16 protein-coding genes and 3 tRNA genes are annotated in these 22,457 nt (G+C 72.3%); 5 read left to right on the top strand and 14 right to left on the bottom strand.

Features of this window, described 5'->3' with window-relative positions; translation table 11 throughout:
- Positions 1 to 267 precede the first annotated feature (267 nt).
- From C8E97_RS02595 to C8E97_RS02555, 9 genes are all read right to left on the bottom strand, one after another.
- Positions 268 to 981, bottom strand: a complete 714-nt coding sequence (locus C8E97_RS02595) for an HAD family hydrolase (protein ID WP_121001276.1) — start codon at positions 979 to 981, stop codon at positions 268 to 270.
- Positions 978 to 1,820, bottom strand: coding sequence for a GntR family transcriptional regulator (locus C8E97_RS02590; protein WP_246018636.1), 843 nt, complete (start codon positions 1,818 to 1,820; stop codon positions 978 to 980). Before C8E97_RS02590 ends, C8E97_RS02595 begins: the two co-directional genes overlap by 4 nt.
- A gap of 477 nt (positions 1,821 to 2,297) precedes the next feature.
- Positions 2,298 to 2,370 (bottom strand) — tRNA-Arg (locus C8E97_RS02585).
- A gap of 39 nt (positions 2,371 to 2,409) precedes the next feature.
- A tRNA-Ser gene (locus C8E97_RS02580) sits at positions 2,410 to 2,499 on the bottom strand.
- Between the two features lie 156 nt (positions 2,500 to 2,655).
- Positions 2,656 to 4,626, bottom strand: a complete 1,971-nt coding sequence (locus C8E97_RS02575; RefSeq protein ID WP_121001272.1) for an acetoacetate--CoA ligase — start codon at positions 4,624 to 4,626, stop codon at positions 2,656 to 2,658.
- Positions 4,627 to 4,786: 160 nt separating this feature from the next.
- Complete coding sequence (locus tag C8E97_RS02570) at positions 4,787 to 5,569, bottom strand: ESX secretion-associated protein EspG (RefSeq protein ID WP_121001270.1); 783 nt, start codon at positions 5,567 to 5,569, stop codon at positions 4,787 to 4,789.
- Positions 5,566 to 6,939, bottom strand: a complete 1,374-nt coding sequence (locus C8E97_RS36415; protein ID WP_121001268.1) for a PPE domain-containing protein — start codon at positions 6,937 to 6,939, stop codon at positions 5,566 to 5,568. Before C8E97_RS36415 ends, C8E97_RS02570 begins: the two co-directional genes overlap by 4 nt.
- Positions 6,936 to 7,880 carry a hypothetical protein gene (locus C8E97_RS02560; protein WP_147454979.1) on the bottom strand — a complete coding sequence of 315 codons (945 nt, stop codon included), beginning with the start codon at positions 7,878 to 7,880 and terminating at the stop codon, positions 6,936 to 6,938. The genes C8E97_RS36415 and C8E97_RS02560 overlap by 4 nt, the downstream gene beginning before the upstream one ends.
- Before the next feature lie 132 nt (positions 7,881 to 8,012).
- On the bottom strand, positions 8,013 to 8,696 hold the full coding sequence (locus C8E97_RS02555) for a dienelactone hydrolase family protein (protein WP_121001264.1): 684 nt from the start codon (positions 8,694 to 8,696) through the stop codon (positions 8,013 to 8,015).
- Positions 8,697 to 8,814: 118 nt separating this feature from the next.
- Here C8E97_RS02555 and hisC point away from each other — a divergent pair, with 118 nt between their 5' ends.
- Complete coding sequence (hisC, locus tag C8E97_RS02550) at positions 8,815 to 9,882, top strand: histidinol-phosphate transaminase (protein WP_121001262.1); 1,068 nt, start codon at positions 8,815 to 8,817, stop codon at positions 9,880 to 9,882.
- 9 nt (positions 9,883 to 9,891) lie between these two features.
- Here hisC and C8E97_RS02545 read toward each other — a convergent pair whose 3' ends face one another.
- Both C8E97_RS02545 and C8E97_RS36410 read right to left on the bottom strand, forming a co-directional pair.
- On the bottom strand, positions 9,892 to 10,641 hold the full coding sequence (locus C8E97_RS02545; protein WP_121010646.1) for a sulfite exporter TauE/SafE family protein: 750 nt from the start codon (positions 10,639 to 10,641) through the stop codon (positions 9,892 to 9,894).
- 136 nt (positions 10,642 to 10,777) lie between these two features.
- Positions 10,778 to 13,792: a collagen-like triple helix repeat-containing protein gene (locus C8E97_RS36410; RefSeq protein WP_170211597.1), complete on the bottom strand. Its 3,015-nt coding sequence runs from the start codon at positions 13,790 to 13,792 to the stop codon at positions 10,778 to 10,780.
- Between the two features lie 573 nt (positions 13,793 to 14,365).
- On the opposite strand from C8E97_RS36410, the gene C8E97_RS02535 reads away from it, so the two are divergent.
- A tRNA-Ser gene (locus C8E97_RS02535) sits at positions 14,366 to 14,453 on the top strand.
- A gap of 101 nt (positions 14,454 to 14,554) precedes the next feature.
- Here C8E97_RS02535 and C8E97_RS02530 read toward each other — a convergent pair.
- Positions 14,555 to 15,028 carry a MarR family winged helix-turn-helix transcriptional regulator gene (locus tag C8E97_RS02530; protein WP_246018631.1) on the bottom strand — a complete coding sequence of 158 codons (474 nt, stop codon included), beginning with the start codon at positions 15,026 to 15,028 and terminating at the stop codon, positions 14,555 to 14,557.
- A 133-nt stretch (positions 15,029 to 15,161) separates the two neighbouring features.
- Between C8E97_RS02530 and C8E97_RS02525 the strand changes: the two genes are divergently transcribed.
- The gene (locus C8E97_RS02525) at positions 15,162 to 16,880 is read left to right on the top strand and encodes a bifunctional metallophosphatase/5'-nucleotidase (protein ID WP_121001259.1); all 1,719 of its coding nucleotides are present in this window, start codon (positions 15,162 to 15,164) and stop codon (positions 16,878 to 16,880) included.
- 673 nt (positions 16,881 to 17,553) lie between these two features.
- Positions 17,554 to 18,459, top strand: a complete 906-nt coding sequence (gene ypfJ, locus C8E97_RS02520) for a KPN_02809 family neutral zinc metallopeptidase (RefSeq protein WP_121001257.1) — start codon at positions 17,554 to 17,556, stop codon at positions 18,457 to 18,459.
- Between the two features lie 330 nt (positions 18,460 to 18,789).
- On the opposite strand, the gene C8E97_RS02515 is transcribed toward ypfJ, so the two are convergent.
- Both C8E97_RS02515 and C8E97_RS02510 read right to left on the bottom strand, forming a co-directional pair.
- Positions 18,790 to 20,325, bottom strand: coding sequence for a M28 family metallopeptidase (locus C8E97_RS02515; RefSeq protein ID WP_121010640.1), 1,536 nt, complete (start codon positions 20,323 to 20,325; stop codon positions 18,790 to 18,792).
- A 62-nt stretch (positions 20,326 to 20,387) separates the two neighbouring features.
- Complete coding sequence (locus C8E97_RS02510) at positions 20,388 to 21,035, bottom strand: GNAT family N-acetyltransferase (protein ID WP_121001255.1); 648 nt, start codon at positions 21,033 to 21,035, stop codon at positions 20,388 to 20,390.
- Between the two features lie 55 nt (positions 21,036 to 21,090).
- Here C8E97_RS02510 and C8E97_RS02505 point away from each other — a divergent pair, with 55 nt between their 5' ends.
- Positions 21,091 to 22,062, top strand: coding sequence for an NAD(P)H-quinone oxidoreductase (locus C8E97_RS02505; protein ID WP_121001253.1), 972 nt, complete (start codon positions 21,091 to 21,093; stop codon positions 22,060 to 22,062).
- Positions 22,063 to 22,457: the final 395 nt, after the last annotated feature.

Raw genomic sequence — 22,457 nt, 5'->3', positions numbered from 1 at the left:
AGGCGTTCCTCTTCGTCTGGCGTTGGTGCAGACGGTGCAGTGGTAGCCGCTGATGGAATCCCGTCGCGGTCACTATTGCGGTCGGCTTCGGGCTACCCACCCCGGCCAGTGGCAAGTCGGCGGAGCTGGCGCGGCAGCCGATCGCCGTGCCCAGCCCGTCCAAGTCTTGGAGCGCGCGATCGTCCCGAGTTGAGCGGCGGCAAACTTCCCTTGATCGGCACTTGCTGCGGTAGCGCGCCTTGATCCCCTAGAGCCAAGTTCGGCAGACTACCGAGAGCGTGCGGCGAGGCCGAGGGGCACCATGCTCGTGGTTATGGCGGCGGGGTGCTCCGCGGTGAACAGGTCGGCTTTGCCGGGCTTGTTGGCGTAGCCGATGGCACGGGTTCGGGCGGCGCGTGTGGCGCGTAGGTCGGTGAGTGAGTCGCCGATGAGGGTGCACTTCGGCGGTGGAGTTGTGAGTGCGGCGCTGGCCTGGCCGATCAAGTGCGGGCTTGGTTTCAGGAGCGCAGGGTTCGGGTCCGTGCGGGCGGATACGAAGTGCACGAAGGGGTTCAGTTCGTGCTGGTGCAGGTAGGTGTTGACGGCGGCTTGTGAGTTGTTGCTGACGATCGCCAGCTTGCGTCCGGTCGCGTGCCAGGTGCGGATGAGGTCGTGTGCGCCTGGTGTGGGTTCGGCGGTCGTGGCGGCTTCCACCTCGTGCGCACGTAGTGAGGACTCGACGTGGTGGGCTTGGTCGCTGCCGAGCGTGGCGGCATGGATGAGCACGTCGAAGGGGTCCGCGGTCTTCTCGACCTCGGCGGGCAGTTCGGTGTGCCCGGCCTCGGCCAGGACTCGGCGGAGCTGGCCGGCGACATGGTGGGCGGGGACGTTGGCGAAGATCGAGCAGACCGGGCCGTCGAAGTCGAGCAGCAGGGCGTCGGTCGTGGCCAGGATGTGGCGCAGTGCCTCGGGGTCGTCCACGGGGGTGTTGTCCGTGGTCAACGCTTGTACTCCGTGGCGACGGTGTTCCACAGGCTGTCGAACCAGGTCCGGGCCTGCTCGACGTACTGACTGCCGGTGCTGGTGTCGTCGTCGGTGACGCTGTGGTGGAACAGGATCGCGTCCTTGCCCATGAGGTCGTAGATCGCTTGCGGTTGTCCGCCCAGGGACAGGACGTGTTCGCGGACCGGGTAGAAGCCGAAGAAGGCTTCGCTGTTGTTGATCAGGTAGAGCTTGAACAGCGGGGCGGACGCGTGGACGCGGACCTCGGCGGTGGCGTCCTTGACCAGGCCCAGCGCGCCCAGCTCGGTGACGTTGTCGAGGATGGCGAGGGTGTGCCGCCGCATGATCTCGGCCGCGCGTTCGCGGAAGGCGGGGCTGTCGGCCCGGTCTTCGACGGTGCAGGGGACGGACCACGGGACTGCCGGGTCCGGGACCAGGATGCGGACGTGCAGTGCCTGAGGCGTCAGGCGGCCGATGCGGATCTTGTCCAGCGGTTCCTGTAGGACGCCGTGCAGGGTCTCACCGGAGAAGCCGGCGAAGTCGATCGTCACGTGGTCCTGCTCGAAGGCCCGTTCGATGTGCGGGCGCAGGCCCACCGGGCGTTCGGTGCGTTCCCTGACGAAGACGCCGCTGCCCTGCCTGGAGACGATCAGGCCCTCCTCGCGCAGCTCGCGCAGAGCGTTCTGCACGGTCATCGGGGCAACGTCGTACTTCTTCGCCAGCTCGGCGCGCGAGGGCAGCTTGTCCCCGGCCTTGAAGACCTTGGTCAGGATGGCGGCCCTCAGCGCGCTCGCCACCTGCATATATGGCGGTCGCGGATCGTCCGGGTCGAGTGCCATGCCGTCCCCGTCTCGTGAATATGCGGTCTGAATATGCAGAACGTCTATACGCACAAAGGTAGGTCACTCGTCTAGCCCACCTAGGGAGCTAGTCGATCGGCACTTCACCAACGCTCATCTTGTCTAGACAGGCTGGCTTAATCTGTGATGGAGCTGGCAGTCGTGGCAGTTCCGTACGGCACTCGGTTCGAGGCGGCGTTCGACCAGGTGTTCCCGATGGGAGCGCTGATGGTCGGCGAGGTCGCGCCGGACATGGAGTACATGAGCGCGGAGGACAAGGGCCGGGGTAAGCAGGCCAAGCAGCGCGTGGACGAGCGGACCGGTAAGCGGCAGTGCGGCAGGGGTGCCTGTGCGCGCCTGACTCTGCAAGGCAGGCCATGCTTTGCCAACATCGTGAACCGGGTCGGCACAGGTACAAGTGAGACCCGATTTGAAACCCAGATGGGCGGTGCCGACTGGCACCGCCCCTCCGACCTGCGCGCTCGGCAGGATTCGAACCTGCAACCTTCTGATCCGTAGTCAGATGCTCTATCCGTTGAGCTACGAGCGCATCGGTTTTCAGTTGTCACCCGGCCGAAGCCAGGTGTTGCGGAGGCTCCGGGATTTGAACCCGGGATGGGCGATAAACCCAAACCGCATTAGCAGTGCGGCGCCATAGACCAGACTAGGCGAAGCCTCCCGGAGCCCTCGGCTACGACGCATAGATTACACAGGTCGGCGCCCGGCTGGCAAAACGCCCCCCTCCCACCCCTGTTCACGCAGGTCAAAGGTGGTAAGGGGGGCGTTCACCGTGGGTTCAGGCGGGGGTTGTGTGGCGTACGTCTCGGCAAGGACTTCACGGCGCCAGGGACAGGAACGGGAGCAGGGCGTCCGGGTTGCGCAGCGCGTCCCGGCTCACCGCCTGGTCGGGCGGGGTGCCCGCCAGGATCTTCTTGACCGGCACCTCGCACTTCTTGCCGTTGAGCGTCCTCGGGATCTCGTCGACCCGCACGAAGCGGTCCGGCACGTGGCGGGGTGACAGGTTGGCCCGCAGTTCCGCCTTCAGGCGCGGCTCCAGGTCCGCCAGGGCCGTCCCCGGCTCCAGGACGAGGAAGCACAGCAGCTCGCCGTCGGTCCGCCCGGCTCCCGACGTGTCGATGACGAGCGAGTCGGCGACCCCCGGCAGCCCCTCGACGACCCGGTAGAACTCGCTGGTGCCCATGCGCACCCCGCCGCGGTTCAACGTCGAGTCGCTGCGGCCGTAGATGACCGCCGAGCCGCGCCCGGTGATCCGGATCCAGTCACCGTGCCGCCACACGCCGGGGAACGTGTCGAAGTACGCCTCGCGCAGCCGGGAACCGTCCTCGTCGCCCCAGAACCGCACCGGCATGGACGGCATGGGCTGCGTGATCACCAGTTCGCCCACCTCGTCGACGACCGGCTCGCCCGCCTCGGAGTAGGCGTGCACGGCCGCGCCGAGGGACCGGCAGGACAGCTCGCCCAGCCACACCGGCCGGTCGGGGGACGCCGCCACGAACGCCGTGCACAGGTCCGTGCCGCCGGACACCGACGCGATCTGCACGTCCCGCCCCACGGCGTCGGCGATCCACCGGAAGCCCTCGGGCGTCAGGGGAGCGCCGGTCGAGCCGACGACGCGCAGCGCCGCCAGGTCGTGCCGGTCCGCCGGCCGCAGGCCCTCCTTCAGGCACGACTGGATGTACGGGGCGGACGTGCCGAAGTACGTCACCCGGTGCTGCTCGGCCAGCCGCCACAGCGCGGACAGGTCCGGGTGGGCCGGGCTGCCGTCGAACAGGACGACCGTGGTGCCGACCAGCAGGCCGGACACCAGGTAGTTCCACATCATCCAGCCGGTGGTGGTGAACCAGAAGAAGCGGTCGCCCGGACCCAGGTCGCTGTGCAGCGCCAGCATCTTCAGGTGCTCCAGCACGATCCCGCCGTGGCCCTGCACGATGCCCTTCGGCAGCCCCGTGGTGCCCGACGAGTACAGCACCCACAGCGGGTGGTCGAACGGGACGGGCTCGAACTCCAGCTCCGCCCCCGGGAACCCGGTCAGCAGCGAGTCCCACGTGACGACGTCGGGCAGCGTGCCGCCCAGGTACTCCACGAGCACCGTGGCGCGCAGGGACGGGATCTCCGCCCGCAGCCGCTCCACCGTCGGCCGCACGTCGAAGCCGCGCCCGTTGTACCGGTAGCCGTCCACGGCGATCAGCACGGTCGGCTCGATCTGCGCGAACCGGTCGGCGACGGCCCGCGCGCCGAAGTCCGGCGAGCACGACGACCACACCGCGCCCAGCGACGCCGTCGCCAGGAACGCGATCAGCGCCTCCGGCGAGTTCGGCACCAGGGCCACCACGCGGTCACCACGCCCGACGCCCAGCGACGCCAGGCCCGCGCGCACGGCCGCGACGCGCGCGCGCAGCTCGGCGTAGGTCAGCCGGGACGACAGGCCGTCCTCGCGGTGGAAGACGACCGCGGCCTCGTCGCTGTCGCGGCGCAGCGCCTGCTCGGCGTAGTTGAGCGTCGCGCCCGGGAACCACTCCGCGCCGGGCATCACGCGCTCGCTGAGCACCGCCGTGGGCGCGCTGTGGAACGGCACCTCGAAGAACTCGGCGATCGCGCCCCAGAACGCCTCCACCTCGGTCACCGACCACTCCCACAGCGCGGGGTAGTCGGCGAACCGCAGGCCCTTCTCCGCGGAGAGCCAGGTGCGGAACGCGGCCATGCGGCTGCCCGCGACCCGATCGGGGTCCGGGCGCCACAGCAGCTCTGCCTCGCCGGCGGCGGTGCCGGCCTGCATGTCGGTCATAACCACAGTTCCTAGCCCATCGGGGCGCGCGGAACCACAGGCGACGTCCACACATCACGGCGGTCGGGGCCGGCGGCGGGCACCACGGGCGACGTGGTGCGGCCCGGAGATCGGGCAGGAGGGCTCCACGAGCCGCGACCGGTGCCGTGGGACCCGGACGTCAGTACGCGGACACGCCCTGGCCGTGGCCGGCCGTCGCGATCATCTGCTCCACTGCCGACGTCAGCCGCGGCGCGTCGGTCGGCGCGACCACCATCCACGCGCCGTCGCGCCGCACCACGTAACGCCCCTCGGCGGTGTCCAGCCACGAGATCGCCGCACCGGTCGGGTGCAGGTAGCCGTTGCGGTTGCGGGCGATCACGGCCACCTGGCCACCGCCGCTGCGCGTGGTCACGGCGCGCATCAGCGTGTTCGCCTCGGGCTCGCGCATACCGACACCGCGCAGCACGTCCAGGAAGCCCTGGGTGCCGTCGGTGACGCCCGCCGCGCCGGCCGCCAGGTAGTCGTCCCACCGCACGTTCACCGAACGGCCGGTGCCGGGCGGCGCGGGCGGCAGGGTCGCCACGGTCCGGGCGGCCAGCGCCGTCGGCCGGAAGCCGGTCACCTGGACCTGGTCGCCGACGCGGCCCGCGAACGCGCCGTGCCACGCGGCGGTGGCCAGGCCGCGCGCCTGCTCGCCGTTGCGCGTGAACACCAGTTCCAGGCCGATCTCGAACTCGGCCAACGACCGCAGCACCCCGTACAGCTCCTCGTCGGGTCGCTGCACGGTGCCGAGGCCGCGGGCGAACAGGGCGCGGGACGCGGTCTCGACCAACCGCGCCCGCTCCCCCCGGGTGTGCCCGTAGTGCCGCGTGCCGAGCGGGACCGGGTGTTCGTCGCGGTGGACCGCCTGCCAGAGCAGGAAGAACTCCACGGCGCTCAGCCGGAAGACGCGCTCGGTCACAGGCCGATCACCGGTGGCGCGGCCTTGCGGTCGACGCCGAACACGTTGTCGTCGTCCTCCAGGTAGCCCGGCCGGCTGCGCTCGTTCGCGCCACCGCCGGGCGACGCGGCCAGGGGCGGCGGCGCGGCGATCGGCGCGGCGCCGATCATGCCCGAGTGCGGCGTCACGGCCTTGGCGGACTGGAACTGGCCGGTCACGCTGCCGGGGTTCGCGCCGGCCGCCGCGCGGCCACCGGGCTCCGCGCCCAGCGTGCCGCTGGTCGAACCGGGCGAGCCCAGCGGGGCCGAGCCGCCACCACCGCCACCGCCGCTCGCCCCGATCGGCACGGGCATCCCCCGGCGACCGGACGGGAAGCCGCCGAGCCCGCCACCTCCGCCGGCACGGCCGCGCTGCTGGTGCTGCGAGGTGGTCGCCCCCCGCTCGGAGGACTGCTGCTGTTGCTGTTGCTGCTGTGGCGAGGTGGGCACCACGCCCGGACCGCCGTCGACGGGCGGCGTCACCGGGACCGGCACCGGGGTCGGCTGGACCACCGGGGGCGGCGGCGCGACCGGGTTGGTCGGCGGGCTGAACGACGGGACGGTCCGGTCGACGGCGTAGGAGTTCTGCTGGAACATCGCCATCACCTCGGCCGCCTGCCGGTGCGTGGCGTCGGCGGTGAGCACCGAGTCGACGACCGGCGCGGACACCGACTCCAGGCCGGTGAACGGGCTCGACGGCACGGCGCCGCGCGGCGCGGTGCCCGCGCCGCCCACCGGTGCGAAGCCGACGTCGGTCGCCAGGCCGTGCGAGCCGGGGCTCGGCGGGCGCAGCGCGGGCGGTGTGCGGGTGTCCGCCTGCGGTTGCGCGCCGATCGCCCCGCCCGCGGCGGCACCGGCCGCGCCGGCGGACCCGCCGGGAGCGCCCGCGACCGGCTCCACGACCGGCGGCGCGGGCACGGGCGCGGGCATCATCTCGCGCGCCGTCTGCACGTGCTGGATCTCGTCGCCGATGCACTTGGCCACGTTCTCGGCGTGGTCGCTGGTGTGCAGCGCCCACTTCTCCACCGATTCGAGGGCTTCCCGCGCGAGGTCGGCCGATTCGCCCGCCCACGCCTGCTGGGACTGGGCGATCGCCTTGGCCAGCAGCTCCTGCACCTCGCCGAGGGCCTTGCCGACGGACGCCCAGTTCGCCTGCGCGGAACCGGCCGCCTGGAGGTCGACGCCGGTGTGCACCATGTCGTAGAGGGCCTGGTGGGAGAACGCCATCCAGTCGACCTTCTGGCCGAGGTCGCTCGGCACGTCCTGGTGGCCGTTCCCGCCGTGCCCGCCCTGCTGACCGCCTTGGCCGTACTGGCCCTGGCCGCCCGGACCGCCGCGCCTGTCGTCGCTCACGAGCCCTTGACCTCCTCCGCGACCGAGTTGAAGGCTTCCGCCGCGTCGTCGTCGGCCTCTTCGAGGTTGCGCGCCGCGTCGCGGATGGTCTCCTCGACCTCGAACAGCACCTTCATGAAGTCGCCGATCACGGAGACCGCCGACGCTTCGTCGCCGACCGCCACCTCCCGCAGCCGCCTGCTGATCGCCTCACCGACCCAGTTCCGGCCGAACTGGAGTTCGACGTCCAGGTTGTTGACCGCGTTGTAGTGCACGTTGTCGACCAGGTTCCGCGCCTGGCGGATCATCGCGAGCAGGTCTTGCAGCGCCTGCTTGTCCAGGTCGAGCTCGACCTGCCGCTTGTCCACCGCGTCCAGCGCGGTGGTCGCCTTCGCCAGGTCGGTCTGCGCGGCGGCGGTGAAGCTCGGCTTGGCGGACGTCTCCGGCGGGACGACCTGGGTCGTGACCGGGTCGGACGGCGCGGTGGCGGGCGCGGTGGCCGGACCCGTGGACGCGGCGTCGCCCGCCGGTGCGGACGTCACGGGGCCGGTCGTCACCGGGGCCGTCGGTTCCGCGCCCGGCGTCGGCGGCACGAGCGGCGGGGCCGTGGCCCCGGGCGTCGTCTCGTGGACCGGTGGTGCCCCCGTCGTCGGATCGGGGTCCGGGGGAACCGCCTCCGGGGGAACCGCGCCCGGCGCGATCGTCCCGTGAGCGACCGGCTCCGGGGCCGTGGCGGCGGGAATCGTCTCGGGAGGGGGCGTCGCGGGTGGGACCGGCGACGGCAGCGTGACCGTGTCCGCCGGGAACGTGACCACCGGGTGCGGCGCGGACGGCACCAGGGACGCCAGCACGTCGGGCGTGATGACCTGCGTGGTCGAGGTGTCGGCAGCCGGGACCGCCGCCTGGTGCGGTGCGGGCACCGGTGCGGGCTGCGTCAGTGAAACGGTGTTGCCATCGCTCATCATTACCCCCTGCACTGCGGTCTTCGCCGCAGCCGCGCCGCGCGTTACCCAGCGGCGTCCGCATCGGCGTCCGGACGCGTCCCTTAGATGTACCCGGTGGCCGGTTCGGTTCCAAGCCGCTGGGAAGACGCTCTAACGGAGGTGTGAATCGAACCAGTTCAGGGCCCGCTGCCACGCCTCAGCGCTCGCGTCCGGCCGGGTGTCGAACCGGTGGCTGGTGTGCTCGAACCTCACCACGTCGGTCGCGACCGGCGCGGCGGCCGCGGCGTCCCGCAGCTTCTCCACGTCGCTGAACGGGATCTGGGCGTCGTCGTCGCCGTAGAGCCCCAACCACGGGCACGCCAGCTCCTCCGCGACCTGCACCAGCGACGGCAGCCCGTCGGAGAGCGGTTCGAGGATGCCGCCGCCACCCACGGTGACCGCCGCGCCGATGCTTCGGCTTCCCGCAACCACCATCGCGACCGATCCGCCGAGGTCGAAACCCATGACGCCGAGCCGGTCCGCGCTCACCCCGCGCTGCCCCAGCCAGACGAACGCCACGTCCGTGTCGGCCAGCACGGACTCGCCCGACAGCTCGCTGACCCGCTCCGCCGCGTCGGCGGGCTCGTCCTCGGCACCGTGGTAGAGGTGCGGCGCGACGGCGAGCCACCCCTCGGCGGCGAGCCCGCTCACCAGGCCCCGGACGGCGCCGGTCACCCCGCGCGCCTCGTGCAGCACGACGAGGCCGCCGCGGACGACGTTCTCCGGCTCCGCGACGGTCAGCCGCAACGTGCGGCCGTCGGTGAGCGAGAGCGTCTCGGTGCGGGTAGGTGTCATGGCGCAACCCTTCCACGTTGGGGTGAACAGCAGTCAACGTGAGCAACCAGACGGCGGGTATGCCCCATCCGGGTCTTGAGCGGCTAACGTCCAGCTCAGAACCGGAAGGAGTCCCTGGATGACCGTGCGAACCCGCGCAGACCTCTCCGCGCTACCCAGTTACGTGCCCGGCAAAACCGTTACGGGCGCCATCAAGCTGGCCAGCAACGAGGTGTCGGCCGGACCGCTGCCCAGCGTGGTGCGGGCGATCGCGGACGCGGCCACCGCCGTGAACCGCTACCCCGACACCGCCGCCACCGAACTCGTGGCGAGGCTGGGCGACAAGCTCGACGTCCCCACCGGACAGCTGGCCGTGGGCTGCGGCTCGGTGACGCTGTGCCAGCAGTTGGTCCAGGCGACCTGCACCGAGGCGGACGAGGTGGTGTTCCCGTGGCGCTCGTTCGAGGCGTACCCGATCATCACCGCCGTCGTCGGCGCGGGCCGGAGCAGGGTGCCGCTCACCGCGGGTCACGGCCTGGACCTGGCCGCGATGGCCGCCGCCATCACGCCGAGGACGCGCCTGGTCTTCGTGTGCAACCCGAACAACCCGACCGGGACCGCGCTGCGGCGGGCCGAGATCGAGCGGTTCATCGAGCAGGTGCCCGCCGAGACGCTGGTGGTGATCGACGAGGCGTACAAGGAGTTCGTGGACGACCCGGACGTGCCGGACGGCGTGGAGCTGGCGAAGGCCCAGTGGGCGGCCGGGCGGGACAACGTGGCGGTGCTGCGGACGTTCTCGAAGGCGTACGGCCTGGCCGGGCTGCGGGTCGGGTACGCCGTGGGCTCGCCGGAGGTGGCGGAGACGCTGCGCAAGGTCTACGTGCCGTTCAGCGTGAACGCGCTGGCGCAAGCGGCGGCCCTGGCGTCGCTGGACGCCGAGGACGAGCTGCTGGCCCGGTGCCGCGCGATCGTGGCGGAGCGGGGCCGGGTGCGCGGCGAGCTGCAAGCCGCCGGGTACGAGGTGCCGGAGTCGCAGGCGAACTTCGTGTGGCTGCCGCTGGGCGAGCGGACGGCCGAGTTCAACGAGCACTGCCTGGCGCAGAAGGTGGTCGTGCGGGCGTTCGCGGGTGACGGCGCGCGGGTCACCATCGGCGAGCCGGACGAGAACGAGGCGTTCCTGGCCGCGGCCAGGTCGTTCGCGCGGTAGGCAGGCCGGTCAGCGGGTCAGGATCTGCACGATGGCCACGGCTCCCACCAGCACGATCACCGCGCGCAGCACGGTGGGTGGGAGCCGGCGGCCGACCTTCGCGCCGATCTGGCCGCCGATCACCGAGCCGACGGCGAGCGCCAGCACGGCGTCCCACGCGACGTCGGCGATGAAGATGAACAGCACGCCCGCGATCAGGTTGACGAACGCGGTGAGCACGTTCTTCAGGGCGTTCATGCGCTGGATGTGCTCGTTCATGAGGACGCCCATCAGCCCCATGACGAGCACGCCCTGCGCGGCGCCGAAGTAGCCGCCGTAGATGCCGCCGAGGAACACGCCGATCCACAGCGCGACGCCGCCGTGCTCGTGCCGTTCGCGCTCGGCGAGCTTGCGGTTGAGCCACGGCTGGGCGACCACCAGGACGAGGGCGATCGCGATGAGCACCGGGACGATCGCGGCGAACGCGTCCTCCGGCAGCTTGATCAGCAGGATCGCGCCCACCACGCCGCCGAGCAGCGAGGCGGGCAGCAGCCGCTTGACCCGCGGTCCCTGGCCGACCAGCTCGCGGCGGTACCCGACCGCGCCGCTGAACGAGCCGGGCACCAGGCCGAGGCTGTTGGACACGTTCGCGGTGACCGGCGGGAAGCCGACGGCCAGCAGCACGGGGAACGTCACCAGCGTGCCCGAGCCGACCACGGTGTTGATGCCGCCCGCGAAGACCCCGGCGAGGACGACGAGGATCACCTCCAGCGTCGTCACGGCCACCTCTCCCCCACTGCGCAGTTGGTTAGCGACGCTAACACCGTGCGCGGCGGGGCGCGGTGTGGCGCCCGTGACACCGGGACGGGGCGCGGCGCCCGTTCGCGCCACGCCCCGTCGCCGTCCTACCGGGTCCTCACGCCGTGCGGCGTCGGCTCGCCACCACCACGACGAACCCGAGCACCAGCGCCAGTCCGCCCAGCAGGCCGAGGCCGATCACGCTCGCGCCGGTGTCGGCGAGCCCGCCGTCCTTGCCGGCGACCCCGAACGCGCGGGGCTGACCCGCGCCGGGCTGGTCGGGACCGCCCGCCGCACCGGGGTCACCGAGCACACCGGGGTCACCGGCGTCACCGGGCGCACCCGGCGCACCGGGCTGGTCCGTCCACGGGTCGGCCACCTCCGGGCCGGGCTCCACGAGGATGGTCTGCGAGCGGTCGTCCCCGCGCACGGCCCGGATCAGGTTCTGCTGACTTTCCGACAACTTCCACGGTCCCACCACGACGGGCTTGTAGAGACCGGTCTTCAGGTCCGGGAAGGTGATCGTGCCCGCCCCGTCGGCGACCGACCGCGCGACGGGCTTGCCGCTGAAGAGGTCCACCAGCACGACCGTGACGTCCGGCACGCGCGTGAACGGGTAGTCCCCGGTCAGCACCTCGGCGTTGACGGTCGTCGTCACACCCGTCACCTTCGCGAGGTCGTTCGCCTCGGGATGGCCGTCGCCCCAGCTGTTGCCCGGCCCGAATCCGCACGTGAGCGAGAGCAGGCCGTGGTCGGCGGCGTAGTCGGGGATCGTGGTGACCACCTGGAACTCGCGCGTCTCACCGGCCTTGAGCACCACGCCGGTGCCGCCGGGTGCGAACGGACCCCATTCCGGGCCCATGTCCGGTGCGGGCAGCTCGCCGCCGCAGTGCATCCGCACCGGCAGCTCGGGGCCGTCGTTGGTCAGCGTGATCTTCACGCCCACCCGCTCGTGCTGGTCGTAGGACTCCTTGTCGAACTCGATCGCCGCGTGCAGCACGTCCGACAGCGGGCGCACCAGGCGCAGCTCCACCTGCGGCGCCTGCCCCGGCTCGACGGTGAACTGGCCGTAGTAGTCGGACGGCCGCGCCCAACCCGTGCCCTCGGTCCGCACCTGCGCCTCGTGGACACCCGCGGGCGCGTCCTTCAACCGGAACCGGCCGGCGTCGTCGGTGCGGCCCTCGGACGTCCGGTTCGGCAAGCCGCCCTGGAAGTACAGCCCGATGCCCGGCAGCCCTTCGCCCTGGTCGAACGAGCCGTTGCCGTTGGCGTCGCCGTAGACGAGCACGTCGGCGTCACCCGTCCGGAAGACGACCTTGGCCGAGAGGTCGAAGGCGCGGGAGGCGGGCTGCCCCGGGAAGGGGTACCCGAGCCAGCCCTTCAGGCGGACGGCGCCGCCCGTCGACCACTGGCGGATCGTGCCGGTGATCGTGACCTCGTGCACCTGACCGGGCCACAGGTCCATGCCGGGGGACGAGTAGGAACCGCCCAGCACACCCCACTGCCCCCGCTCGTACTCCAGGGTGGTGGCCTCGCGGTCCTCGGCGTAGAAGATCCGCTCCGGTCCGCCGGTGCCGTTGTTGGCGATCCTGATCCGGGCGGTGACCACGTCGCGGACGTCGTAGGCGTCCTTGTCGAACGACGCCGTCACCTCGACCTTGGGCGAGTGCGCCGGCACGTCCCAGCGCGGGCCCGGCACGAGCCGGAACGTCACCGCGGCGGTCCGGCCCGCGACGACGTCGGCCACCAGCTCGGCGCCCTCGCGCGGCTTGAACTCACCCGGCACGACGAACCTGGTGGGGCCGGCGACCACCCGGTCGAACCGCCACGCGCCCTTGTCGTCGGTGGTGGTCTCGGCCGCCCACAGGCCGGTGCGCTGGTCGAGGGCGACGACGCGCGTGCCGGCCAGCGGGCGCTCGGCGGCGCCGTCGTCCAGCAGCAGGGTCCCGGTGACCTTGCCGTACTTGCCGTTCACGTCGGCGAAGTCCGACGCGCCGCGGTAGCCGGCGGTGTTGCGGCCGTCGTTGCCGAAGTCGCAGCCGACGTAGAGGCTGCCGTAGTCGGCCGCGGCCTGCGGTACGACGTCGGTGACCACGAGCTGCTTGGTCTCACCGGCGGCCAGGGTGACGCCCGGACCGTCCGGGTGCAGGGCCGCCCACCCGGGACCGGTGCCCGTCAGGCCGGGGGTGGAGCTGTTCTGGTTGCACACCGCGACCACGCCGGTGAGCGGCGCGGACCCGGAGTTCTTCAGCGTGACCCGGACCTGCACCTGGTCACCGGCGTTCACGAACGGGTCGTTCAGGAACTCGACCCGCGGCACGAGCACCGAGGACACCGGCTCCACCAGCGGGACCAGCACGGTGGTCGTCCGCCCGCCCACGACGTCGAACTCGCCGGAGCCCGGCGCGGGCACCTTGGAGATCGAGGACGAGGAGCCGATGGTCAGCCGGTAGTGGCCGGCCGTCACGTTGGTGAAGCGGACGGTCCCGGTCGGCGAGGTCGCGCCGCCCACCCGCTTGGTCGACGAGCCGCCGTCGGCGACGAAGGAGAGGCCGCCCTGGCCCTCGCCGGCGTCCACCTGGCCGTTGCCGTTGGCGTCCACGAAGACCACCGCGTCCACCGAGCCGAACTCGCGCGGGACGCGAGCCGTGATCCGGGCGGAGTTGTCGTTGGGCGTCGGGTCGGCGTTGGGCCACTGCTGCGCGCCCTGCCCGGCGGAGACCTGGAAGTACACCTCTTCCGGGTTGACGGGGCTGACGTGATCCTGCCGGGCGACCAGGTCGTAGGTGCGGCGCTCGCCGGGGCCGATCACGGGACCGGGCACGCGGCGCAGGTCCAGCTCGCCGGACTTCAGCGACAGGTTGGTGGTGTCGCGGAGCCGGACGTCCGTCGCGGCCACCGGGCCGACGTTCTCGACGGTGACGCGGATGGCGATGTCGGCGTCGACCGGGTAGGTCGCGCGGTCGAACGACGCGGTGACCCGCAGGTCGGCGACCCTGGGCGGCGCCTGCGCCTCGACGTCCTGCCGGTGGATTTCGGCCTGCGCCTCGTCCGGGATGGTCCCGGTGGTCGGGGAGGTGCCGCCCGGCGTACCCGCCGGGGTCTCCGCCGGCTTTTCCGCCGGGGTCCCCACCGGGGTTTCCGCCGGCTTTTCCGCCGGGCTCTCCGCCGGGGTCTCCACGGGTGTTTCCGCGGGGGTCCCGGCGGGTGTTTCCCGAGGGGTTTCCGATGGCGTTTCCGACGGCGTTTCCCGCGGCGCCTCGGACGCGGGTGCCTCCGGCGCACCGGTGGGCGTTCCGGTGGGCGTTCCGGCCGGCGGCGTCGGTTCGACGTCCTGCGCCCACGCGGTCTGACCGCCCAGGGCGACGACGAGCGCGACCGCGCCCGCCGTCACCGCTCTGGCCAACCGCGCACCCGTTTTCGGGCGCGCGGCAGCGCTACTGCTCGACAAGGTGATGCCCCCTGGAGTCCACGCCCGGTGCGTTCCGGTGTCCCCGATCCACCGCCGACCTGGGCCTGTCAATGCAATCCAGCGAAAAATACTCGACAGCGAACGCCGAAAACCAGCCCTTTACATCACGGTTTGCGCAAGCCGGCCGGACCGGTCGGAGTCCCGCCGGCCGACGGCGGGCCGCTCTCCGGGGCGTCGCCCGAACCCGGCTCATCCGGCACCCGCGGCCGTCGGCCGTCGGCTACGCTCCTACGCGGTAGCGTGCCCGAGCGGCCTAAGGGACACGTCTTGAAAACGTGCGAGGGTAAAACCTCCGTGGGTTCAAATCCCACCGCTACCGCCACCGCGACCGGCCGCCCGGTCGACGAGCGCCCCCGCACCCCGACCGGGTGCGGGGGCGCTGTGCGTCCCGGCCCGGTCGGGCCGCCGGCCACGAACGGGGTGTCAGGCGTGCGCACCACCGCGCAGGTGCGTGATGACCCGGTCGAAGACCTTCGCCACCACCTCCTGCTCCTCGCGCGTCAGCAGGTCGATCATGTGCGCCCGCACGCCGTCCACGTGGGTCGGCGCGGAACCCTCCAGCGTCCGCACGCCCTCCTCGGTCAGCTCCGCGAACACCCCGCGCCCGTCCTCCGGGCACTCGCGCCTGCGCAGCAGGCCCTCGCGCTCCATCCGCGCCACCTGGTGCGAGACGCGGCTCTTCGACGACGCCACCTCGTCGGCCAGCTGGGACATGCGCATCCGCCCGCCGTGCTGCTCGGACAGCCGGACGAGCAGCTCGTAGTCGGCCAACGACACGCCGTGCCGGTCCTGGAGTTCGCGGTGCAGGCGTTCCGCCAGCATGGACGCCCCGACCACGTAGTTCCGCCACGCGCGCATCTCGCCGTCGTCAAGCCACCGGGGCTCGTGCTCAGTCACCACACCAGGCTATGCCGCAGGTCTCCGTTCACGGACGATCCACGCGCATGTCTGGTGCGCGTCAGCCGCGCGGGGCAAACTCCCTCGCCGTGGTGCGCCTCCTACCGGGGCGCTGTCAGGGAGGGAACCCCTTATGACCTCGTTCAGGCGGGCCACGGCAGCGCTCGCGCTCAGCGCCGCGGCCGGGCTGGCCCTCACCGTCGCCCAGGTCCCGGCGCAAGCGGACGACAGGTCGGCGCGCACCGTGGACGTCCGGCTGATCGGCATCAACGACCTGCACGGCAACATCGAGCCGCCGTCGGGCTCGTCGGGCCGGGTCACCCTGCCCGGCGGCACCCAGGTGGAGGCGGGCGGCGCGGCCTACAACGCCACGCACATCAGGAACCTCCAGGCGCAGGCGCGCAACTCCGTCATCGTCGGGCAGGGCGACCTGATCGGCGCGTCGCCCATCGTGTCGGCGCTGTTCCACGACGAGCCGACGGTCGAGGTCCTCAACCGCGTCGGCATGGACGCCACCGCCGCGGGCAACCACGAGTTCGACGAGGGCTACCGCGAGCTCCTGCGCGTGCAGGCCGGCGGGTGCCACCCGGTCGACGGCTGCCAGTTCCGCGAGTCCTTCGACGGCGCGCGGTTCCCGATCCTCGGCGCGAACGTGACGCTGGCGCGGAGCGGCCTGCCCGCGCTGCCGCCGTTCTGGGTCGAGTTCCGCGACGGCGTCCCGATCGGCTTCATCGGGATGCCGCTGAAGGACGTGCCGATCCTGGTCGACCCGAACGGCATCAAGGACCTCCGGTTCGGCGACGAGATCGCGGCGGCCGACCGGTACGCCGACCTGCTGCACCGCATGGGCGTCAAGGCGATCGTGCTGCTCGTGCACCAGGGCGACAACACCTCGGGCGGCGGCCCCGACGACTGCCGCACGGTCCCCGGCGGTCCCGGCCGGCTCATCGCGGAGAAGGTGTCGCCGAAGATCGACGCCGTGTTCTCCGGGCACAGCCACCAGCAGTACAACTGCACGGTCACCGACCCGGCCGGCAACCCGCGCCCGTTCATCGAGGGCCTGGCGTTCGGGCGCGAGCTGTCGGTGGTGGACCTGAAGATCGACCGGCGGACGCGGGACGTCGTGCGCTCGGCGACCGTGGCGCGCAACCACGTCGTGACCAGGGACGTCGCGCCGGACCCGGCGATCCAGTCGGTGGTCGACCTGGCGAAGGCCAAGTCCGGCCCGATCGCGAACCGGCCGGTGGGCTCCGTCGCGGCGGACGTCCTGCGTGCGCAGAACGGCGCGGGCGAGTCGGCGCTGGGCAACCTGATCGCCGACGCGCAACTGGCGGCCACGACGGGCCACGGCGCGGTCCTCGCGCTGATGAACCCCGGCGGGGTGCGGGCCGACCTCACGCACGCGTCGTCCCCGGCCGGCGAGGGCGACGGCGTGGTGACCTACGGCGAGGCGTTCACCGTCCAGCCGTTCGGCAACATCCTCCAGACCGTCACGCTCACCGGCGCGCAGGTCAAGGCGGCGCTGGAGCAGCAGTGGCAGGTCGTCAACGGCGCGCAGCGGCAGATCGTGCTCCAGCCCAGCGCGGGCCTGACCTACACGTGGTCGGCGTCCGCCCCGATCGGCTCGAAGGTGTCCGACGTCGTCCTGAACGGCACGCCGCTGGACCCGGCCGCGAGCTACCGGGTGACGATCAACTCGTTCCTGCAGGGCGGCGGTGACGGCTTCAGCGCGTTCACCGGCGGCACGGACATCACCGGCGGCGGCATCGACCTGGACGCCTTCAGCGCCTACCTGGCCGCCCACCCGAACACCGCACCGCCGGCCCTCGGCCGGATCACGGCCAAGCCGTGAGGCCGCGCGCGGTGGGTGGGGCGCACCGGCCCGCCCACCGCGCCGCCGACGGGCAGGCGTGGCGCACCGGACGGGAATAAATCCCATTTCACCAGTTCAGGGCGTCGCCCAGGAGTTGTGCCACCGGCCGATCAAGCGCATCCTCAAGGCAGGACCTGCCGGGGGGCGACCCGAGCCGAAGCCTCACCGGCACGCCCGGAAGGGGTAGGTGGTGCGGTGCAGAGAAGTCCTCGCTGTGATGATCCGCGTTCGGCCGCGACCCCGCGGGCGGGATGGACCAGATCGTCCCGGTCGCGACCGTGAGCGGTTGGGCGGAGGTTTCGAGCGCGCGGTGCTTCCGGCGTGATCGACGCGCATGCCGCGCTTGACGCTGTTTGACCCCGGAGTTCTCGGGTGCCGTCTCACCCGGCGACACCGTCCGAGGTCCACGCCAACCTCGCCACGAACCGGATCAGTCACTTCCACAAGGAAAACCCCGGGTGCGGTGCCTCGAACAGCGGCACCGCGCCCGGGCACACGCGCGTCGAGCCGCTGCCCGTCCGGGAGCCCACCGCCTTTCCCCGCACCGATCGCCGGCCGTGATCCGCCCGGCATCCCGGACGCCCTCCGTGGGTACCCGGTCCCGGCTATCGTTGGGCCGCCTTGGTGGGGGCCCCGGCTTGGAGGACACGCGGTGCAGTTCAACGAGAACGCCGAGCTCGACACGTCACAGGTCTCCGACCTCCGGGGCGGCGTCGGCGGTCGGGTCGCGCTCGGCGGTGGCGGTCTGGGCATCGTCGGGCTGATCATCTACTTCGTCCTGTCCCAGCTGGGCGGCAGCGCGCAACTGCCCGCCGGCTCGGGTTTCGAGGACGTGGGCCGCGACCAGCAGGTCGGTTCGGAGGCCATCCGGGAGAAGTGCCGTACCGGTGCGGACGCCAACCGCAACGCCGACTGCCGCGCGGTCGCGTTCATCAACTCCATCCAGTCGTACTGGACGGACCAGTTCTCCCGGTCCGGCCGCACCTACCGGCAGGCGCAGACGAACTTCTTCTCGGGCGGCGTCCAGACCCGGTGCGGCAACGCGACGTCCGCCGTCGGGCCGTTCTACTGCCCGGCCGACGCGCAGGTGTACATCGACCTGAACTTCTTCCGGGAACTGCAGCAGAAGTTCGGCGCGACCGGCGGCCCGTTCGTCGAGGCGTACGTCCTGGCCCACGAGTACGGGCACCACATCCAGAACCTGCTGGGCACGTCGGACCGGGTGCGCAGCCGCAGCGGACCCAAGTCCGACGCGGTGCGCCTGGAACTCCAGGCCGACTGCTACGCGGGCGCGTGGGCGAACCACGCGACCACCATCCCGACCGCTTCCGGCAAGCCGCTCATCACGGGCGTGACGCAGGACGACATCGCGGCGGCGCTGGACGCGGCGGCCCGGATCGGCGACGACTTCATCCAGCGGGAACTGGGCGGGGGCCGGGTCGACACGACGCAGTTCACGCACGGCACGTCGGCGCAGCGGCAGAAGTGGTACACGCTCGGCTTCGACACCGGCGACCCGACCCGCTGCAACACCTTCGACACCGACAACCTCGGCTGACCACGCGACTCCCGCCCGACACGCCGCGCCCTGCCCGCGCCGCGCAGACCTCCGGCCTCGTGTTCTCCCCGTATGGCCTGCCCATCCGGCGAGGACACTTTTACGCTCTTGCGTGAGCCGCACAGAAGCAGCTTCGGCCTCCGGCCCCCGACACCATCATCCCAGCCACCACCGACATCCGGCCGCACGAGCTGAGACTCCGCTGAGATAACCACTGAGACCACCACACCGGATCACCACACCGGGACCACCGCGCACCCGAGATCGCCGCGCGAGGAAAAGGGCCGGCCACATCCAGGCCGGCCCTCCCCCTCACCACTCCCTCAACCACTACGCCACGACGTCGTGCCCGTGACCGTCCCCCTCGACGTGCAGCGTCCGCGCCGCGGCCGCGCGCACCGCCGCCCGCGCCGACCGAGCCGGGACACCGTTCACGTCCTCCGTGCTGATCGCGTACGAAGCGGTCACCCACGCCAGCGCGTCCGAGTTCCGGTCCAGCGCCTTGCGGTCGATGTTGCCCAGGTTGTCACCGGCGCCGTGGTAGTTCGGGTCGAACGCCACGCCCGCCTTGCCGCCCCACTTCGCCACCTGCGCCGGGGTCTTCAGGACCTCCGCGCCGGTGAACAGGCCGCCGGCCGGGATGCCCTGGAGGATGAACTCGCGGTAGTCCGAGCGCCCGGAGAAGTCCGTGCCCTCGACCTGGACGCGCTTCTCCGCGGTCAGGTAGTCCACGAACGCCTTCTCGATCTGCGCGGAGCCGAACGGGCCCGCGCCCGAGCCCTCCGCGTCCGAGTCGTCGCCGTCGTACACGAAGTACCCGGCGTTCGGCGAGCCGATCATGTCGAAGTTCAGGTACAGCGCGATGTCCAGCTGCTGCTCGAACGACAGCGACCGCACGTACTCGGTGGAGCCGACGATCCCCAGCTCCTCCGCGCCCCACCAGCCGAACCGGACGGCGTTGTTGACCTTCGGCGACCCGCCGAGCTGGAGGGCGGTCTCCAGCAGGCCCGCGGACCCGCTGCCGTTGTCGTTGACGCCCGCGCCCTCCTCGACGCTGTCGAGGTGGGCGCCGGCGACCACGACGTTGTCCTTGCGCCCGGTCCTGGTCTCCGCGACGACGTTGCGCGACACCCGGTCCTCGAAGTGGTAGCGCAGGTCGACCGTGACCCGCTGCCCGGCCTTGCCGAACAACGCCGTGCCGTCGTCCTGGGACACGCCGCCGGTCGGGATGACGCCGTCCGAGCCCAGCGTCACGCCGGTCAGCGGACCCGCCACGTTGTTCGCCACGATGGCGGCGACGGCGCCGGCCGCCGCCGCGTTGCGGTGCTTCTGGTCGAACGTGCACCCGCCGCGGCGGATGAGCGCGACCGTCCCGGTGAAGTCCTGGCCCGCGAAGTCGGACGCCTCGCAGCCCGGCGTGGCGTCCTCCGGCACGGCGCGGAGCGTCGCCGTGAGCCCGCCGACCGGCGTCTGCGGCGAGTACTCCAGCGGGTCGTTGCGGTAGGTCGTGGCGCCGACCTTCGCGACCGCGGCGTCCGTGATCTGCACCTGGTAGGTGAACTTCGGGGTGCTGACGTCGAACCCGGCGGCGCGCAGCTTGCCCGCGACGTACTCCACGCTCGCGTCGTACCCGGGCGTGCCGGCGGCGCGGTTGCCGCCGTTGCGCTCGGCGATGCGCTGGAACGCGATCAGGTGGCGGTTGACCCCTTCCAGCGTGACGTTCTTCGTGAGCTTCTTCGCGAGCGCCGGCCCGTCGAGGCCGGCGGACCCGGCGGGTGCGGCGTCGGCGACCGGCGCGGCGGCGAATGCGAGGGACACGGACGCCGCGAGGACCGCCGCGCGTCGGATCCCGGTTCTACCTGACATGATCGAGTTCCCCTTCACTCGGATGCCGAACCCTCACCCGTCGACGGGGTGAAATCAATCCGTCACTCGGTGGGTTCTCGCCCAGTGAGCAGGCCCAGACAGGGTGTGACACCCGTCACCGAAAGCTCCCAACCAGGTCGGACGAGATCGGCGGACGCCAGGAGCAGGCGCGTCTGAACCGCCGCGCGGCCTCGGCGGACCTGGACGAACGACCCGTCGGCCCGGTAGCCGAGCTTCCGGCTGACGGCCAGCGAGGCGGGGTTGTCCACGAACGCGCTCGACCGGGCCGTCGCCGCCCCGAGCAGGTCGAACGCGAACAGCAGTACGGCCGCCCGCATCTCCGTGCCGAGCCCCCTGCCCTGGTGGCGCAGCCCGAGCCAGGACCCGGTCGACACCTCCCGCGTCACCGCGAACGACTCCCCGCTCAGCGACTGCACGCCGATCACCCGCCCGTCCAGCCGCACCAGGAAGTTGACCGTCCAGTGCTCCGACGACAGGGAGGCCCGCATCGACCAGTGGTGCCGCACGGCGTTGAAGCCCAGCCGCTCGCGCGGGGCGTCGGTCCACTCCACGCCGAACGGCATCTCGTCGGGCGGGTGGACGCCCCGCTCGGCCTCGGCGGCCAGTTCCAGCAGGCCGGCGTCGTCGTCCGGGCGCAGTTCGAGGCGGGGTGTGCGGAGCACGAGGTGTCGGAGGGGCCACGGGTCCATGCCCGACGATGGTGCCCGCGACGCGCGGGACCGGCGACCGCATTACCGTCGGACCATGCACGCGATCACGATTCGTGAACCCGGCGGACCCGATGTGCTGACCTGGACCGAGCTGCCCGACCCCGTGCCCGGTCCGGGCGAGGTGCTGCTGGAGGTGGCCGCCACCGCGGTCAACCGGGCGGACCTCTTGCAGCGCCAGGGGCACTACCCGCCGCCGCCCGGCGCGTCGGACGTGCCGGGGCTGGAGTGCTCGGGCACGGTCGCCGCGCTCGGCGAGGGCGTCACCGGGTGGCGCGTCGGTGACGAGGTGTGCGCGCTGCTGGCGGGCGGCGGCTACGGGTCGCTGGTCGCGGTGCCCGCGGCGCAGCTCCTCCCGGTGCCCGAGGGCGTGGACCTGGTCACCGCCGCGTCCCTGCCCGAGGTGGCGTGCACGGTGTGGTCGAACGTCGTCCTGGTCGCGGGGCTGAGCGAGGGTGAGACGTTCCTGGTGCACGGCGGCGCGGGCGGCATCGGCACGCACGCCGTGCAGGTCGCCAAGGCGCTCGGTGCGCGGGTCGCCGTCACGGCGGGCTCGGACGAGCGGCTGGCGCGGTGCCGGGAGCTGGGCGCGGACATCACCGTCAACTACCGGACGCAGGACTTCGTCGCCGAGGTCGGGGAGGTCGACGTCATCCTGGACAACATGGGTGCCGCCTACCTGGGGCGCAACGTCGACGCGCTGGCCCGCGACGGCCGCTTGGTGATCATCGGGATGCAGGGCGGGGCGAAGGGCGAACTCGACCTCCGCAAGCTGCTGGCCAAGCGGGCGAGCGTCACGGCGACCGGGCTGCGCTCCCGGCCCGTCGACGGCCCGCACGGCAAGGGCCGCATCGTGCGCGACGTCCGCGACCGGCTCTGGCCGCTCATCGCGTCGGGCGCCGTCAAGCCGATCGTGCACGAGGTGCTGCCGATCCGGCAGGCGGCCCAGGCGCACCGAGCGCTGGAGGAGGGCGGGGACGTGTTCGGAAAGCTCGTGCTGAAGTTCTGAACCGCCGGTCGATCCCACCGATCAGGCCAAACCGAGCCCGAGCTAGTCCACTCCACACATAAGCGTACGCCATACGCTCACAGATAAGCGTATGGCGTACGCATTCCACACCGCACCGCCACACGGGAGGCGAGGCGAGCCGCACCGGTGCGGCACAAGACGGTGCAGTGCGGGACGGCGCGGCGCGGGACGGCGCGGGCCCCGGCCCGACCCGGCCCCGGCCCGGCCCGATCCGACCCGGCCCCGGCCCGGCCCGATCCGACCCGGCCCCGATCCGGCCTCGAACCGGCCCGGCGCCGGCTTGACTCCGACCCGCCCGACCTCGACCCCGGCCCGGCCCCGACCGGCTCCGCCCGCCTCCGGCCCGACCCGATTGGATGCCGGCGTGCTCTGGG

The sequence above is a fragment of the Saccharothrix australiensis genome (assembly GCF_003634935.1).
Lineage (GTDB): Bacteria > Actinomycetota > Actinomycetes > Mycobacteriales > Pseudonocardiaceae > Actinosynnema > Actinosynnema australiense.
The sequence above is the reverse complement of the archived record's forward strand: the minus strand, read 5'-3'. Positions and strand labels throughout refer to the sequence as shown.

Excerpts from the sequence above, each read along its gene's own strand:
- C8E97_RS02590 (WP_246018636.1), bottom strand. The coding sequence starts at position 1,820 with ATGGCACTCGACCCGGACGATCCGCGACCGCCATATATGCAGGTGGCG.
- C8E97_RS02575 (WP_121001272.1), bottom strand. The coding sequence starts at position 4,626 with ATGACCGACATGCAGGCCGGCACCGCCGCCGGCGAGGCAGAGCTGCTG.
- C8E97_RS02560 (WP_147454979.1), bottom strand. The coding sequence starts at position 7,880 with ATGAGCGATGGCAACACCGTTTCACTGACGCAGCCCGCACCGGTGCCC.
- C8E97_RS02555 (WP_121001264.1), bottom strand. The coding sequence starts at position 8,696 with ATGACACCTACCCGCACCGAGACGCTCTCGCTCACCGACGGCCGCACG.
- hisC (WP_121001262.1), top strand. The coding sequence starts at position 8,815 with ATGACCGTGCGAACCCGCGCAGACCTCTCCGCGCTACCCAGTTACGTG.
- C8E97_RS02525 (WP_121001259.1), top strand. The coding sequence starts at position 15,162 with ATGACCTCGTTCAGGCGGGCCACGGCAGCGCTCGCGCTCAGCGCCGCG.
- C8E97_RS02515 (WP_121010640.1), bottom strand. The coding sequence starts at position 20,325 with ATGTCAGGTAGAACCGGGATCCGACGCGCGGCGGTCCTCGCGGCGTCC.
- C8E97_RS02510 (WP_121001255.1), bottom strand. The coding sequence starts at position 21,035 with ATGGACCCGTGGCCCCTCCGACACCTCGTGCTCCGCACACCCCGCCTC.
- C8E97_RS02505 (WP_121001253.1), top strand. The coding sequence starts at position 21,091 with ATGCACGCGATCACGATTCGTGAACCCGGCGGACCCGATGTGCTGACC.